The organism is Streptomyces sp. SP17BM10 (assembly GCF_036322405.1).
GTDB lineage: Bacteria > Actinomycetota > Actinomycetes > Streptomycetales > Streptomycetaceae > Kitasatospora.
Genome location: NZ_JAQYXB010000471.1, coordinates 71,686 through 85,208, shown reverse-complemented (window position 1 = coordinate 85,208; position 13,523 = coordinate 71,686). Strand labels below are relative to the sequence as shown.

Annotated in this window: 18 protein-coding genes and 1 pseudogene; 8 read left to right on the top strand and 11 right to left on the bottom strand. The window is 72.8% G+C overall.

Features of this window, described 5'->3' with window-relative positions; translation table 11 throughout:
* Nucleotides 1–207: pseudogene (locus tag PUR71_RS06920) on the top strand (hypothetical protein); the annotation flags it as partial.
* Nucleotides 208–266: 59 nt separating this feature from the next.
* Here the strand turns inward: PUR71_RS06920 and PUR71_RS06915 are convergent.
* Complete coding sequence (locus tag PUR71_RS06915) at nt 267–887, bottom strand: C40 family peptidase (protein WP_329925449.1); 621 nt, start codon at nt 885–887, stop codon at nt 267–269.
* A gap of 213 nt (nt 888–1,100) precedes the next feature.
* On the opposite strand from PUR71_RS06915, the gene PUR71_RS06910 reads away from it, so the two are divergent.
* A complete protein-coding gene (locus PUR71_RS06910; RefSeq protein WP_329925448.1) occupies nt 1,101–1,505 on the top strand; it encodes a RidA family protein in 405 nt (134 codons plus the stop codon).
* 21 nt (nt 1,506–1,526) lie between these two features.
* On the opposite strand, the gene PUR71_RS06905 is transcribed toward PUR71_RS06910, so the two are convergent.
* Complete coding sequence (locus tag PUR71_RS06905; protein WP_329925447.1) at nt 1,527–2,033, bottom strand: nuclear transport factor 2 family protein; 507 nt, start codon at nt 2,031–2,033, stop codon at nt 1,527–1,529.
* Between the two features lie 137 nt (nt 2,034–2,170).
* Between PUR71_RS06905 and PUR71_RS06900 the strand changes: the two genes are divergently transcribed.
* A complete protein-coding gene (locus PUR71_RS06900; RefSeq protein WP_329925446.1) occupies nt 2,171–3,079 on the top strand; it encodes a LysR family transcriptional regulator in 909 nt (302 codons plus the stop codon).
* A gap of 103 nt (nt 3,080–3,182) precedes the next feature.
* Nucleotides 3,183–3,530 carry a hypothetical protein gene (locus tag PUR71_RS06895; protein WP_329925445.1) on the top strand — a complete coding sequence of 116 codons (348 nt, stop codon included), beginning with the start codon at nt 3,183–3,185 and terminating at the stop codon, nt 3,528–3,530.
* Between the two features lie 335 nt (nt 3,531–3,865).
* Here the strand turns inward: PUR71_RS06895 and PUR71_RS06890 are convergent, their stop codons facing one another.
* Both PUR71_RS06890 and PUR71_RS06885 read right to left on the bottom strand, forming a co-directional pair.
* Entirely contained in the window at nt 3,866–4,288 is a 423-nt protein-coding gene (locus tag PUR71_RS06890) for a GlcG/HbpS family heme-binding protein (protein ID WP_329925444.1), read from the bottom strand.
* A 26-nt stretch (nt 4,289–4,314) separates the two neighbouring features.
* A complete protein-coding gene (locus tag PUR71_RS06885) occupies nt 4,315–5,508 on the bottom strand; it encodes an MFS transporter (protein WP_329925443.1) in 1,194 nt (397 codons plus the stop codon).
* Between the two features lie 268 nt (nt 5,509–5,776).
* Here PUR71_RS06885 and PUR71_RS06880 point away from each other — a divergent pair, with 268 nt between their 5' ends.
* Complete coding sequence (locus tag PUR71_RS06880) at nt 5,777–6,250, top strand: MarR family winged helix-turn-helix transcriptional regulator (RefSeq protein WP_329925442.1); 474 nt, start codon at nt 5,777–5,779, stop codon at nt 6,248–6,250.
* A 70-nt stretch (nt 6,251–6,320) separates the two neighbouring features.
* Here the strand turns inward: PUR71_RS06880 and PUR71_RS06875 are convergent, their stop codons facing one another.
* On the bottom strand, nt 6,321–6,812 hold the full coding sequence (locus PUR71_RS06875) for an SRPBCC family protein (RefSeq protein ID WP_329925441.1): 492 nt from the start codon (nt 6,810–6,812) through the stop codon (nt 6,321–6,323).
* Complete coding sequence (locus PUR71_RS06870; protein WP_329925440.1) at nt 6,809–7,222, bottom strand: ArsR/SmtB family transcription factor; 414 nt, start codon at nt 7,220–7,222, stop codon at nt 6,809–6,811. Before PUR71_RS06870 ends, PUR71_RS06875 begins: the two co-directional genes overlap by 4 nt.
* A 366-nt stretch (nt 7,223–7,588) precedes the next feature.
* Here PUR71_RS06870 and PUR71_RS06865 point away from each other — a divergent pair, with 366 nt between their 5' ends.
* The 3 genes from PUR71_RS06865 (at nt 7,589) to PUR71_RS06860 (ending at nt 9,407) form a co-directional block, all read left to right on the top strand.
* Nucleotides 7,589–8,293, top strand: coding sequence for a ScbR family autoregulator-binding transcription factor (locus tag PUR71_RS06865; protein WP_329925439.1), 705 nt, complete (start codon nt 7,589–7,591; stop codon nt 8,291–8,293).
* A 218-nt stretch (nt 8,294–8,511) separates the two neighbouring features.
* A complete protein-coding gene (locus PUR71_RS41140) occupies nt 8,512–8,610 on the top strand; it encodes a BTAD domain-containing putative transcriptional regulator (RefSeq protein ID WP_443077400.1) in 99 nt (32 codons plus the stop codon).
* A gap of 110 nt (nt 8,611–8,720) precedes the next feature.
* Nucleotides 8,721–9,407, top strand: a complete 687-nt coding sequence (locus tag PUR71_RS06860; protein ID WP_329925438.1) for a ScbR family autoregulator-binding transcription factor — start codon at nt 8,721–8,723, stop codon at nt 9,405–9,407.
* Nucleotides 9,408–9,472: 65 nt separating this feature from the next.
* On the opposite strand, the gene PUR71_RS06855 is transcribed toward PUR71_RS06860, so the two are convergent.
* The 5 genes from PUR71_RS06855 to PUR71_RS06835 all read right to left on the bottom strand — a co-directional run bounded on the left by PUR71_RS06855 (nt 9,473) and on the right by PUR71_RS06835 (nt 13,483).
* Nucleotides 9,473–10,273, bottom strand: a complete 801-nt coding sequence (locus PUR71_RS06855) for an alpha/beta fold hydrolase (RefSeq protein WP_329925437.1) — start codon at nt 10,271–10,273, stop codon at nt 9,473–9,475.
* 45 nt (nt 10,274–10,318) lie between these two features.
* Nucleotides 10,319–10,699 (bottom strand): MerR family transcriptional regulator, encoded by a 381-nt coding sequence (locus tag PUR71_RS06850; protein ID WP_329925436.1) that lies wholly within the window; start codon nt 10,697–10,699, stop codon nt 10,319–10,321.
* A gap of 105 nt (nt 10,700–10,804) precedes the next feature.
* A complete protein-coding gene (locus PUR71_RS06845; protein ID WP_329925435.1) occupies nt 10,805–11,788 on the bottom strand; it encodes a hypothetical protein in 984 nt (327 codons plus the stop codon).
* Between the two features lie 41 nt (nt 11,789–11,829).
* On the bottom strand, nt 11,830–12,369 hold the full coding sequence (locus PUR71_RS06840) for a carboxymuconolactone decarboxylase family protein (protein WP_329925434.1): 540 nt from the start codon (nt 12,367–12,369) through the stop codon (nt 11,830–11,832).
* A 331-nt stretch (nt 12,370–12,700) separates the two neighbouring features.
* The gene (locus PUR71_RS06835) at nt 12,701–13,483 is read right to left on the bottom strand and encodes a VOC family protein (protein ID WP_329925433.1); all 783 of its coding nucleotides are present in this window, start codon (nt 13,481–13,483) and stop codon (nt 12,701–12,703) included.
* Nucleotides 13,484–13,523: the final 40 nt, after the last annotated feature.

The following is a 13,523-nucleotide window of genomic DNA, read 5'->3' as shown; positions in this document are numbered from 1 at the left end:
GCCAAGGTCACCATCAGCTACGGCGACGACCCGACCCAGTACCCGGCCGTCATGGCGGGCGGCGCGTTCGTCTACACGGCGGCCATCTCCACTGCCAACGACGCGAAGTCCTTCCCCCCGGACCCCTACGTCCACGCCTACGACGCAGACGGCAAGGAGATCTACAACCAGAAGACGCAGCCCACCGTCAAGGGCGCCCACCGGTAGGCGTGCGCGCCATTGGGACGGCCCGACTCGGAGTGGGTCGGGCGGGGCCTTGCGCCTGGCTAGCCCGCGGGGTGCGGGCGGCGGGCGCCGGCGAACTCGTCGGCCCAGCGCGGGACGTCGAGCACCTTCTCGACGCGGGCGACGACCGTGCCCGTCCGCTCGGCGTGGATCATCGCGCCGTCGCCCGCGTAGATCCCCACGTGGTGCAGGATCGCGTCCGGGCGGGAGAAGAAGATCAGGTCGCCCGGGAGCATGGCGTCACGCGGCACTTCGGCGCTGCGGTTGAACTGCGCGACGGTGTAGTGGGCGAGTTCGATCCTCCCGTGGCTGGCGAGGTACCAGCAGTAGAGGGACAGGCCGCTGCAGTCGTAGCCGACGGTGTTCTCGCCGAGGCAGACCCCGTCGAGGTAGCCGTTCTCGCCGTCGCAGAATCCGTAGCTCGCCCCGAGGCGGTCGCCGCCGCCCCATGCGTACGGCACGCCGATCTGGGCCGTCGCGATCTCGGCGACGCGCCGTCCGAGCGCGGCGGCCGCCATGTCGGGCTCGCTCGGCGCGGGTTCGGCGTTCGCGGCGGCCGACGCCCCCAGCGCGGGAACGAGCCCGGCCCCGAGCGCGATCCCCAGCATCCGGCGCCGGCCGACGCCCGAACCGTCCTCGTGGTGCGGCAGTTGGGACTCCATCGCTCACTCTCCCGGTGTTGTCGGGGTCTCGTCAGATCTCGAGACACCAGGATCCCGGGTGGGCGAGTCGGACCGCCATCACCCGGATTGGTGAATCGCGAACCGCATCGTCCTTGGAACGACGGGAAATTCGCCCGCATATCGTTTGACGGTTCCTCAGGTGCGCCCAACGATGGGCGCAGAAGTTCGATCGCGTCCCCGCCGGAGGCCACCGTGACCAGCGCCGTCAAGCTCATCCGCAGCACCCGGCTGACCCCGGCCGTCGACTACGCCTACGCGGCGGCCGTCGACGCGCCGGTCCGCACGCTCTGGCTCGCCGGTGCCTGCCCGCTCGACGAGGAGGGCCGGACGGTCGCCGTCGGCGACTACGAGGGGCAGGCGCACCAGGCCATGCGGAACCTCATAACCGCCCTGGAGGACGCGGGAGCCGCGCGGAGCGACATCGCCCGGACGACGGTCTACGTCGCGTCCTCCCGCCAGGCCGACCTCGGGAAGGTGTGGAACGTGTACCGCTCGTACATGGCGGAGCACGACGCCCCCAGCACGCTGCTCGGCGTCGCCGTGCTGGGCTACAGCGACCAGTTGGTGGAGGTGGAGGCGGTGGCCGTGCTGCCCTGAAGCTCCCCTTCTCCGGAGCGCTCAGCCGAAGATGGCGCGCGGCTCGCCGGTGAGCCACACGTTGTCGATCCGCACCCGGTGCATCAGCCAGCGGTCGCCGTCGCGGTGCAGTTCGACGTCGTAGCGGTTCTTCAGCAGGGCGTGCGTGGCGGGGTCGGCCGTCAGCAGGTGCTGTGCCTCGACGAGGGAGGTGAGCCGGGCCCGGTCGCCGTCCACGGTGATGCGCGGGTTGGTGACCTGGTGGGTGGTGATCACCCGGCCGGCGAACATGCCGAGGATCGTCGACACGATGTGGTCCCGGCCGGCCATCACGGGCGGCTCGGCGCCCCACGCGGCGGCCGCCGGGCGGAAGTCCAGTTCGGCGTCGGGAGTGAAGGAGGAGGCGAACAGCTCGCGGTCGTGGAGGTCCTGGCCGAGGCCGAAGCGGAGGAGGGCGTCCAGGATCTCGGTCCGGTCGCGCAGCTCGGCGGCGACGGCGGCCGGGTCGGCGGCGGGGGCTGCGAGGGCGTGGTGGGTGGTGACGTACACGACGGAACTCCTGTGGAGACGAGGGATCTTCGGCGATGGCTCCACCCTCCCGCCGGAGCGGTCGGACGATCAATGAGGGGCTGTGCAACGATCGTGAAGCGAGGATCAACGGTGTAACGGGGGAGAGGCGGTACCGCGTGCTGGAGCGGCACGAGATCGAGGCGTTCCTGGTGCTCGCGGACGAACTGCATTTCGGGCGGACGGCCGAGCGGCTGCACGTGTCCACCGCACGGGTCAGCCAGACCGTGCGGAAGCTGGAACGCCGTTTCGGCGCACCGCTGTTCGTCCGGACGAGTCGGCGGGTGGAGCCGACCGCGCTCGGGGCGCAGCTGGCGGCGGAGCTGCGGCCCGCGTGGGAGGCGGTCGGTGCGGCCGTCCGGCGGGTCGCCGACGCCGGGCACGGGCGCAGCGGAACGCTGCGGGTGGCGTTCGGGGGCCCGGCGGCGGGGCAGCTGCTCGCCGGCGTCGCGGAGCGGTTCCGGGAGCGGTTGCCCGGCTGGGAGGCGACCTTCCGGGAGGCCGAACTCGTCGACCGCATCGCCCTGCTGCGGTCGGGCGAGGTGGACCTGGTGTTCGCGGAGTACCCGCTGCGCGAGCCCGACCTGATGGCGGGCCCGGTCCTGGTGAGCGAGCCCCGGATGCTCGCCCTGCCCGCCGGCCACCGGCTCGCCCGGCTGGGCGCCGTCACGGCGGAGCGCCTGGCCGACCTCCCGCTCGTCCAACTGCCGTCCGCCGTACCGCAGTCCTTCCGCGCCGACCGCACCCCGACGCGGACGCCGGCCGGCCGGCCGATCCCGCCCGGCCCGGCGGGCACCACGCTGAACGAGATCCTGACCCTCGTCGGCGCCGGCCGGGGCGCCTTCCCCGTGGGCGCCCAGGCCCGCCGCTACCACCCCCGCCCCGACGTCGCCTACCGCCCGCTCACCGACGCACCCCCGGTGCAGTGGGGCCTGCTCCACCACCGCGACCACGCGACGCCCGCCACCGAGGCGTTCCACCAGGCGGCCCAGGAGCTGCTGGGCGTCGGTGCGGCTACGGATGGCTGATGCCGCGTGACCTGCCGGCTCCACTCGGGGCGGACCGCCTCCGGCGGGAGATCCGGTCGGTCCGGGGGTGTCGCGAGCGCTCGTGGCGCGCCAGACTGACGCCATGCTGATCTCCGACCGGCGCAGCCGGCCCCTGCTGCGGCTGTGGACCACGACCCGCGCCGACTTCTACGCCGATGACCGGGTGACCCGCTGGACCGCGCGGGCGGCCTGGCTGCTGGGGACGACGTCGGTGCTGCTGGTGCTGATGTTCACCGTGGTGTTCGGGGCCATGATCGCCACCGGGTCGCAGTCCGGCCCGGTGGCCGTGCTGATGGTGGGTCTGGTCTTCACGGTGCCGACCGTGTCGATGGTCGTCGTCACGTCCGGGTCGAGGAGCCGGGCCGGGGCGCCCGTGCTGACCGCACTGGTCATGACGGCCGCCGTACTGCTCGTCTTCTGGCTGGCCTGAGCGGCGGCATCGTGCTCGTGGACGGGCCTCCGCCGTCCCGTCGTGTACGGACGGGGGCTATCCGGGGGCTATCCCCACCCCGGAATCGGGCGGGTAGCAGCATCGTCCCGGAGGGTCGGCGTCGGAGAGATTCGGGACCAGCGGACACCGCTGTTTCCCGACCGGACCCCCGAGTTGACACATGAGCGAGCAGGCACAGCAGAAGGCCCGCGGTGACGACCCAGCCGTCCGACCCGGCCACCATGAAGCCCGTCGAGAGCCTCGTCGAAGCGGCGCTCTGCCGCTGACACCCACCCGACGCCGGGAGCCGGTGGTACCCGGGCGCCCGGCGGCCGTCACCCGGCGAGTTCCCGCAGCGCGGCGATGGCGAAGGAGTGGTCCTGCTCGGGGGCGCCGCCGCCGATGCCGAGGGCGCCGACGAGGCGGCCGTCGCGGTGGACCGGGACACCGCCGGCGAGGAAGAGGAGCGGACGGTCGAGCGCGGTGGGCAGGGAGTGGAACGGCCCGTCGGGCTTGACGAGGTCGACCAGGTCGGCGGTCGGGGCGTCGAGCTGGAGGGCGGTGTAGGCCTTGCGGGTGCTGGTCTCGCCGGAGATCAGCACGGCGCGGTCGTCGCGGCGGAAGGCGAGCAGGTGCCCGCCCGCGTCGAGGACGGTGATGCTGACGGCGACCCCGGCCGACTCGGCGGCGGTGCGTGCGGCGGCGACGAGGTTCTCGGCGTCTGCGGTGGTGAGCGGGGTGACGGTGATGGTGCTCATGGTGGCGCTTCTCCTGGAGGGTGGATTCAGTGGTGGACGGGGACCGGGACGGCCGGTGCGGCGGTCACCCGGGCCGGGGAGCGGCGCTCGAGGGCGGCGGACCAGAGGGCGAGCACGAGGGCCGCGGCGGCGAGCAGTGCGCCGACCCAGTTCGGGGCCGTGTAGCCGAGGCCGGCCGAGATCACCAGGCCGCCGAGCCAGGCGGAGAGGGCGTTGCCGAGGTTGAACGCCCCGATGTTGACGGCGGAGGCCAGGGTGGGCGCGCCGTGCGCCTGGTCGAGGACGCGCTTCTGCAGCGGCGGGACGGTGGCGAAGCCGAGCGCGCCGACCAGCAGGATCGTGATCGCGGCGAGGACCTTGTCGTGCGCGGTGAAGGTGAACAGGCCCAGGACGACGGCGAGTCCGCCGAGCGAGGCGTACAGCATCGGTATCAGCCTGCGGTCCGCGAACCTCCCGCCGAGGAGGTTGCCGAGGAACATCCCGATGCCGAACAGCACCAGCAGCCAGGTGACGGCGCCCTCGGAGTAGCCGGCGACGTGGGTCATCATCGGGGCGATGTAGGTGATCGCGGCGAAGACTCCGCCGAAGCCGAGGACGGTCATCGCCATCGCGAGCAGCACCTGAGGGTTGCGGAGCGCGGTCAGCTCGCTGCGCAGGCGGGCGCCCTCGCGGCGGGGCAGGGCGGGGACGAGCTTGGCGATGCCGAGCAGTCCGGCCAGGCCGAGCGCGGCGACGCCGACGAAGGTGGCGCGCCAGCCGACCGCCTGGCCGATGAAGGTGCCGAGCGGGACGCCGACGATGTTGGCGACGGTGAGCCCGGTGAACATGGTGGCGATGGCGCCGGCCTTCTTGTCCGGGGCGACGAGGTCGGCGGCGACCACCGAGCCGATGCCGAAGAACGCGCCGTGGGCGAGCGAGGCCACGATGCGGCCGGCGAGCATGACGCCCATGCTCGGGGCGGCGGCGGAGAGCAGGTTGCCCGCGACGAAGAGGCCCATCAGGAGCATCAGCATCGTCTTGCGGCCGATCCGGGTGCCGAGCACCGTCATCAGCGGGGCGCCGATGACGACGCCGATCGCGTACCCGGTGACCAGGAGTCCGGCGGTGGGGATGGACGCACCGTAGTCGCCGGCGATCTCGGGCAGGAGGCCCATGATCACGAACTCGGTGGTCCCGATCCCGAAGGCCCCGATGGCGAGGGCGAGGAGTGCGAGAGGCATGGCGCATCCTTCCGAATGAGATTGCTACAGCGCCTTACGGGCTCCGACAATAGTTGCAGGCGCGGCATACATGCAAGCACGGGCATTCGCCTGTCGCCGATGGCGGACGGCCGAGGGGTGCGAAAGCGCGGGTGGAGCCGGTCCGTTGGGCCCGGCTCCACTGGGGCGTCGCAGGAGACGCTTGTATAAGCGGGATACATGCCCAAGCGGAAATTTTTGCCCAGGGCTTATCCTTGACACCGTCGACCCCGGAAGGAGACCCGCGCCCATGACCGCCACGGATCCCGCGCTGACCGCCCTCGCCAACGGCTGGGCCGCCCTGTACCTCCTGGCCGGCCGGATCGAGGCGCACATCGAGCGCGCCCTGCAGGCCGGGCACGACCTGAGCGTGCGCGAGTACTCGCTGCTCGACGTGCTCAGTCGCCAGCACGACGACGAGGGCGGCCACCTGCAGATGAAGCAGGTCGCCGACGCGGTCGTCCTCAGCCAGAGCGCCACGACCCGCCTGGTCACGCGCCTGGAGGACCGCGGCCTGCTCTCGCGCTACCTGTGTCCGACCGACCGCCGTGGCATCTACACGAACGTGACCGAGGACGGCCTGAAGCTGCTGGAGGCGGCCCGTCCCACGAACGACGCCGCGCTCCGCGAGGCCCTCGACGAGGCCGCCAGGAACCCCGAACTCGCCCCGCTGGTCAAGGCCGTGGAGAGTGTGAACCCGCTGTCGGCGCTCGGGCGGCGCTGAGCGGCGGCCCGGTACGACGAGGCGCCCACCGCCGCGCGGGCGGTGGGCGCCTCGTGTCGGGCGCCGGTCGTCACTCTTCGGTCGCGAGCAGCGCGTCCAGCTTCGCGTAGCCCTCGGTGACGCCCTTCTCCATGCCGCTCGCGAGGATGGCGTCGCGGGCGGCGAAGGTGTCGACGACCGAGAGGATCGTGACGCGGGTGCGGCCCTCGCCGACCGGCTCGAAGGCGGCGGTGTCGAGCGAGACGCCGTCCGGCACGCCCGTGTACGTGAACGTCTGGACGAGCCGGGTGCCCGGCCGGACCTCGTGGAACGAGCCGTAGAAGGCCGCGATCTCCTGCCCGTCCTGGTGCATGGAGTACCGGTAGCTCCCGCCGGTGCGGCCGTCCCAGAAGTCGATCTTCGTCTCGTGGTTGTCCGGGCCGAGCCACCGGGCGACCAGCTCGGGCTCGATCCAGGCCCGGAAGACCCGCGCCGGCGGGGCGTCGAACTCGCGGACGATCCGGATGGTGGGCAGTGCCGGGTCCGCCTCGACCCGGGTCTCGCGGCCGGTGGTGGAGGTCATGGCTTCTCTCCTTCGTGTCCTGCGCCTGCGTCGGTGTCAGTGGCGGTGGCGCGTCCGGGGTCCTCGCCCGCGGGCCCGTCGTCGGCCTCGTCGGCCATGGCCGCGAGGACGGTGTCCAGGCGGCGGAATCGTTCCTCCGCCTGTCGGCGGTAGCGCTCGATCCAGCTCGTCAACTCGTCCAACACCTGCGGTTCGAGGTGGCACGGCCGTCGCTGCGCGTCCCGGCTGCGACTCACGAGCCCGGCCTCCTCCAGCACCTTGAGGTGCTTGGAGACGGCCTGCATCGACATCGCGTACGACTCCGCGAGCTCGCCGACGGTCGCGTCGCGGACCGAGAGGCGGGCGACGATGTCGCGCCGGGTCGGATCGGCCAGGGCGACGAACGCCCGGGACAGCTGGTCGACGGCCACCGGATCCCCCTCTCCTTCTCAACCGATTGGTTGAGAACAACGTTACGCCGCTCTGCCGCCTTGTTCAACCGATCGGTTGGGAAAGGTGTCGCGAGGGCGTCGGGGCGTGATCGGGTCTTCAGGGGCCTGGCATGCCACTACGGATACCGATCGTTCGGTTTTGTGTGTGACGGGGCGCGGGGAGTTCCCCGCCGCCGTCGGCGGGCGTCCGGTCGTCTCGAATTCGCCGAAGTACACGGGCCGATGGGGGGAGGAGGCGGCTGGGACGATTCCCCGACGGTGTCCTGTCGCCTCCGGGTCACGCGTCGCTAAGATACGGCGTGTTTGGTTTTGTTTTCGTGAGAACGTCAGGGCGGGGTGGTTCCGGTGGTACGGCAGGAGCGGGCGCTCCGGACGCGTCGGCTGATCCTGGAGGCCGCGGCTTCTGTCTTCGACGAGTTCGGCTACGAGGGTGCGACCATCGGCGAGGTGGTCTCCCGGGCCGGCGTGACGCGCGGCGCGGTCTACTTCCACTTCGCGTCCAAGCGCGAGCTCGCGCAGGGCGTGGTCGACGAGCAGTTCGCCGAGGACGGGGTGCCCGAACGCGCCTGCAAACTCCAGGAGCTCGTGGACACCGGGATGGTGCTCGCCCATCTGCTGCCGCGCGACCCGCTGCTGAGCGCCGCCGCCCGGCTCTCGCTCGGTCAGGACGCGTTCGACGAGTACGGCGGCGGCGGGATCCTCGGGTGGATCTCCCGCTTCGAGACGATCCTGGTCGCGGCCGGCGAGCGCGGCGAACTGCTGCCGCACGTCACCGCGGCGGACGCGGCGTGGCTGCTGACGGCGGCGTGGACGGGCGTGCAGATCCAGTCCCAGAAGCTGAGCGGCCGGGCGGACCTGGAGAGCCGGGTGGCCGGGCTCTTCCGGCACGTGATGCCGAGCATCGCGGTGCCGGGCGTGCTCGGCGCGCTGCGGATGGGGCCGGACCGCGGCGCCCGGGTGGTCGCCGAGGTGGCGGCGGCCCGCGCGGCGGCGGAAGGGGGCGCCGAGGTCGAGGCGCACGCGGCTGGCGGAGCGGCGCCGTTGTCCTGAGGCGGTGCACCGCGCGCGGGAGCGGGCGGATCGACGGCGGTGCGGGGCCCGTTGGAGGCCGGCGCCGCCGTTCGCCTGTGCCCGGGCGGCCCGTGAGCCGGGTGTCCCCGTCTGCGCGCAGGCGCACGGAAGGTCCGTTCGCGTCCCCTGATCGAGCGCGCGTCGCCTGATGCACATGAACAAACAGCTGGTTCGGTGTCGTTTGGCAACCGCCCGTCCTGTTTCTCGCTGGCCAACGTGAGGCGCTGGAGGTGCACCAACGACTCCGTGCAACTCTGGTGCGGGAATTGGGCATGGAACCGTCAGGGGCACGGTGACGGTTCTCCCCGGGTGGGCCGAGGGCGACGGGGGCGGCCCGCGTGGCGGGACTGTGCGGTGTGGTGCGCTTGGACGGAACTGGCTCGCAGTGGTGAGGGGTTGAGGGAACGTGGCGCAGGAGAGGTCGGAGCGGACGCGCGGGCGGCTGGTGGAGGCCGGGGCGGTGCTGTTCGACCGCAGCGGGTACGCGGGGGCCACGCTCGGCGAGATCGCGAGCACGGCGGGGGTGACGAAGGGGGCGCTGTACTTCCACTTCGCGTCGAAGGAGGTCCTGGCGCGGGCGGTGCTGGAGCAGGCCGAGCGCTCGCTGCGCGGCGCGTGCGCGACGCTGCGCACGGCCTCGTCGCCGCTCCAGGCCCTGATCGACTCGGGGTACTGGCTGGTCGACGCGCTCGGTTCGGACGCGGTGATCCGCGCCGGGTTCCGGCTCGGCCGGGAGGGCGGAGCGTGGCTGGGGGAGACGGCGGCCGAGGGGCGGGCGGCGGGCGCGTGCGCGGCCGGCGCGCAGGGTTTCCACGGCGTGTGGGCGGGCGTGGTGCGGGAGTTGCTGTCGGGCGCGCACCGTGCGGGCGAACTGCGCGACCGCCCGGGCGGCACCGGCCCGGAGTCACTCGTGGTGACGGCCGCGTGCGGCCTGGAGGTCACCTTCGGCGAGTGCTGCTCGTCCGAGGAGCGCGCCCGCCGGGTCGCGGCGCTGTGGGAGTGGCTGCTGCCCTGCCTCGTCCCGCCCGGCGCCTCGGCCCTGTACCGCACGAGGCCGCTGACGGGCGTCCCCGCCTGGAGCGGGCACGAATGACCGGTGGCGGTTCGTGTGGAGGTGGACGATCGTGCGGGGCACGGCCGATGAACCGGCGGGCCTCCTCAGTCCCGGGGCGCGAGTTCGTCCAGCCACCGCCCGAACAGCTCGCGGACGGCGCCCGCGCTCTCCACCTGCGGGTTGTGCCCGGTGCCGTCCAGGACCGCCGCCGTCATCCGTGGATAGTGGTCGAGCAGCGCGAGCTGGTCACGCCAGCCCACGAGCGCGTCCTGCTTCGCGGTGACCAGCAGGTGCCGCCCGCCGTGGACGGGCGCACCGTCCTCCGGCCACGCCGGGAGCAGGAATTCGGCCTCCAGCTCGGCGGCCGCCGTCCGGTCGTGGGCGTCCCAGCCGGGCGCGACGTGCTGCCGGTACAGCTCCCAACTCTCGTTGGTGTGCCGGGCCATGACGGCGCCGAAGGCCTGCTGCTCGGAGGCCGACAGGCCGGCGAGGAACTCCTCGTCGCGTTCGGCGACCGTCTCCTCGGGCAGCGTCCGGTCCCCACCCCAGCGGACGACCGGCACGATCAGCGCCGAACCGAGCACCTGCTCGCCGAACGCCGCCGTCACGGCCCGCGCCAGCTGTCCGCCGAACGACTGCCCGACGACGGCGAACCGCTCCTGCCCGACGAGCTCGAGGATCCGCTCGATGACCGCGTCGGCCACCGCCGCCGCCGAGGTCCTCCCCGGCAGCCGCGGGCTGTTGCCGTGCCCGGGGAGGTCGAGGTAGATCCGCCGCCACCCCGGGCGGTCGGCGAACGCGGGGTCGAGGGGCAGGAGGAGCCGGTGGTCGATCGTGTAGCCGTGGATCAGCACGATCGGGGTGCCGTGGCCGAACTCGGCGTGCCAGATGCGGGAGTCGCTCATGACGGTCAGCGTGCAACCTTCACATAAGTGTCAAGGTCAAGCGCCTCACGCCGACGCCGGATCCAGTGCGGTGGCGCGCACCGCCTCCAGGTACTCCGCGATCGCGTCCCGGTTGCGGGTGAGGCACCGGATCCGGTCGCTCATGCGGTCCCGTTCGTTCTCCAGCGTCGCGATCATGTCCGGTGTGGCGTCCCGGACGTGGATGACGCGCGGCTTGTCGAGGCAGGGCAGGATCTGCTTGATGATGCGTGTCGGCAGCCCGGCGTCCAGCAGTCCGCGGATCTGGACGACGCGGTCGACGAGGTGCTCGTCGTAGTCGCGGTACCCGTTCGCCGCGCGCTCCGGCGTGATGAGCCCCTGCTGCTCGTAGTAGCGCAGCAGTCGCGGAGGAGTCCCGGTCCGGTCGGACAGTTCACCGATACGCATGCGTCGCCCCTCCTGCCGTCCGGTCCTGGCCTTGACATGGATGTGAGGGTTTGAGGATAGCCGCACGAGTCGTCAGACCGCATACCCACCGAGGGGGCTCAGGGCTCACCCCCAGGGAGAGGGCGGGAACCAGAGGTAGCCGAGCCTGGCCAGCATCCGCACGTCCCAGTACACGACGGTGAAGACCCCGGCGACCAGGAAGGCCGCCGCGGTCATCACGCTGATCCGGGCGGGCTCGGACGCCAGCACCCGTTGCAGGCGACCGCCCGTCCCGAGGGCGAGCGCCACGAACAGCAGCGCCATCACGGCGATGTTGCCGATGGACTGGAGGAGGAACGCGCCGGCGCCGTAGAACGGGTCGTGGGTGGTGGCGGCGTGCCGGAACAGGTCGCGGAACAGCGGGTACGGGCGGCCCACCAGGAAGCCGCCGATCAGGGCGCCGACGAGCACCAGCGGCGCGTTCGGGAAGCGCCGCGACAGCCCTGCCAGCGGGTCCCGGACCAGGCCGACGGCGGCCAGGCCGAGCACGATCATCACCAGCCCGATCAGGCCGAAGGTGGTCATCGACTGGATCGCCCGGGGCGTCAGGCCCTTGCCCCCGGTCGTCGAGAACTGCGGCATGTGCGTGCCGGCGAGGCCGACCAGCGCGCCGTAGGCGGCGGACACCGGTGCCATGCCCGCGAAGACCCAGCCCAGCGGCTTGGCGGCGTGCAGGAGCCGCTGGCGCGGCGACGCCGACTGCCCGACCAGTGGGCCGACGGCGCCGAAGGCCGCGATGTTGCACGCGGTGAAGGAGCCGGCCAGCCCGGAGACGAAGGCGAAGAGGACGCCGGAGAGCACCCCGGTGATCGGCGTGCCGTGGGCGTCGTGGCCGAGCAGGGCGTCGGCGGTGGTGAACCCGATCTGGTCGTCGACGAGGTTCGCGTTCCAGGCGTACGCGAGGAGGAGCCCGCCGAGGGTGCCGAGCAGCAGGGTCGGCCAGCGCCGCCGGGGGAAGTCGCCGGTGACGAACAGCGAGGTGCGGATGGGTAGTTGACGTGGGGCTTGACCGGCCGAGGCGTTCGGCCGGCCCGATGCGTACGTGCTCATGTCGGTGTCTCCTCGACGGCTGGGGGCTGGGGGCCGCGCGTTCAGTTCCCCCGGCCGTAGCCGGAGTCGACGACCCGCTTGGCGCCCTCGGCGTAGTAGCCCGGGTCCTCGGGGAGGTCGGTGGCCAGGCCGTCGACGTACCGGTTGTACATGCAGAACGCGGCGGCGATCAGCACGGTGTCGTGGATCTCGGTGTCCCCGGCGCCGGCCGCGCGGGCGGCCGCCACGGCCTCCTGCGAGACGGGCCCGACCCGCTCCTGCACCTCGGCCGCGATCCGCAGCAGGGCCCGCATCCGCTCGGTGAGCGGCGCGGTCGACGGATCGGCCAGGACCGCCCGCACCAGGTCGTCGCCCTCCGCCAACTGCGCTGCGGCGAAGGCACTGTGGGCGCCCGTGCAGAACCGGGTGCCGTTGAGGTGCGAGACGTAGGCGGCGACGAGCTCGCGCTCGCCCCGGCTCATCGGGGCCGACGCCCGCAGCAAGGCGTCGGCGAGCATCCCGAGAGGGGCGGCGGTGTCCGGGCGCAGCGCCAGCAGGCCGCTGATTCCCGGCAGTCCGTTGTCGATGGCGATGTGCGGCACGGGCGTACTCCTCGGCTCGGAGGGACGGAAGGCGCTCCATCGTCACGAGCGCCGGGTCGAGCCGCCAACTCCGAGATTGCCCTTGCTCGGGACCCACGCCCCACCCTTGTGTCTCCAGTGACCGGAGACACCGGAGTGAGGGCCACGGGCGCGACGGCCCTCCTCTCGATCGGGAAGCTCCCCCGGCGGACCGGCCTGTCCGTGCGGACGGTCCGCTTCTGCGGACTCGGGAGTCGTGGCGCCCGGTCGCCGGACGCGCCTCCGCCCGCCCGGGAAGAGCCCGGGCGGGCGGAGAGGGTGTGTCGTTGGGCGCAGGGTGCCGGCGGGGGCGCTACGCCATCGGGACCGGCGTGATCATCGCGAAGGGGGCGCCCTGCGGGTCGGCGACCACCGTCATCCGGCCGGCCATCATGTCGAAGGGCGGGGCGAGGACGGTGCCGCCCTTCTTGACCAGGGCGTCCACGGTCGAGTCGACGTCGTCGACGGAGAAGTAGGTCAGCCAGTGCGCCGGCGTGCCGGGCGGGTCGCCGGCGAGCAGCGTGGCCCCGCCCACCGCCCGGCCGCCCACCTTCAGCTCCCAGTAGGCGTCCGCGCCCTCCAGCGGCGCGATCTCGATGCCGAACGCCTTGCCGTAGAAGGCGGTCGCGGCCTCGATGTCGCTGGTGTGCAGCTCGTTCCAGGTCAGCGCGCCGGGCTCGTTGACGACCTTCGCGCCGAAGAAGTCGCCCGGCTGCCAGACCCCGAACACCGAGCCCTGCGGGTCGGCGGCGATGAGCATCCGCCCGAGGGTGCCGACGTCCATCGTCGGCACGAGCAGCGTCCCGCCCGCGGCGACGATGGCGTCCTGGGTGGCCTCGGCGTCCGTGGTGGCCAGGTAGCTGGTCCACACGGTCGGCGGCTCCGGCATGCCCTCGGGGGCCATCGCCGGCCCGATCCCGGCCGCGGCCTTGCCGTCGAGCTCGCAGACCGCGTACCCGCCGAACTCGGCCGGGCCGGGCTGCCCCTGCCAGCCGAGCAGGTCGCGGTAGAAGTCGAGCGCGGCCCGCTGGTCCTTCGCCATCAGGTCGACCCAGCACGGCGTGCCGGTCGCGTACGGGGTGGTGACGTCAGGCATGATCGCCCTTTCTCCCGGGGGATTACCGCCAGCCACCCTT

What these genes read in the sequence shown, in the direction of transcription:
- PUR71_RS06915 (WP_329925449.1), bottom strand. Translation starts at nt 887, where the DNA reads ATGGAGTCCCAACTGCCGCACCACGAGGACGGTTCGGGCGTCGGCCGG.
- PUR71_RS06895 (WP_329925445.1), top strand. Translation starts at nt 3,183, where the DNA reads ATGCTGATCTCCGACCGGCGCAGCCGGCCCCTGCTGCGGCTGTGGACC.
- PUR71_RS06890 (WP_329925444.1), bottom strand. Translation starts at nt 4,288, where the DNA reads ATGAGCACCATCACCGTCACCCCGCTCACCACCGCAGACGCCGAGAAC.
- PUR71_RS06885 (WP_329925443.1), bottom strand. Translation starts at nt 5,508, where the DNA reads ATGCCTCTCGCACTCCTCGCCCTCGCCATCGGGGCCTTCGGGATCGGG.
- PUR71_RS06880 (WP_329925442.1), top strand. Translation starts at nt 5,777, where the DNA reads ATGACCGCCACGGATCCCGCGCTGACCGCCCTCGCCAACGGCTGGGCC.
- PUR71_RS06875 (WP_329925441.1), bottom strand. Translation starts at nt 6,812, where the DNA reads ATGACCTCCACCACCGGCCGCGAGACCCGGGTCGAGGCGGACCCGGCA.
- PUR71_RS06855 (WP_329925437.1), bottom strand. Translation starts at nt 10,273, where the DNA reads ATGAGCGACTCCCGCATCTGGCACGCCGAGTTCGGCCACGGCACCCCG.
- PUR71_RS06850 (WP_329925436.1), bottom strand. Translation starts at nt 10,699, where the DNA reads ATGCGTATCGGTGAACTGTCCGACCGGACCGGGACTCCTCCGCGACTG.
- PUR71_RS06845 (WP_329925435.1), bottom strand. Translation starts at nt 11,788, where the DNA reads ATGAGCACGTACGCATCGGGCCGGCCGAACGCCTCGGCCGGTCAAGCC.
- PUR71_RS06835 (WP_329925433.1), bottom strand. Translation starts at nt 13,483, where the DNA reads ATGCCTGACGTCACCACCCCGTACGCGACCGGCACGCCGTGCTGGGTC.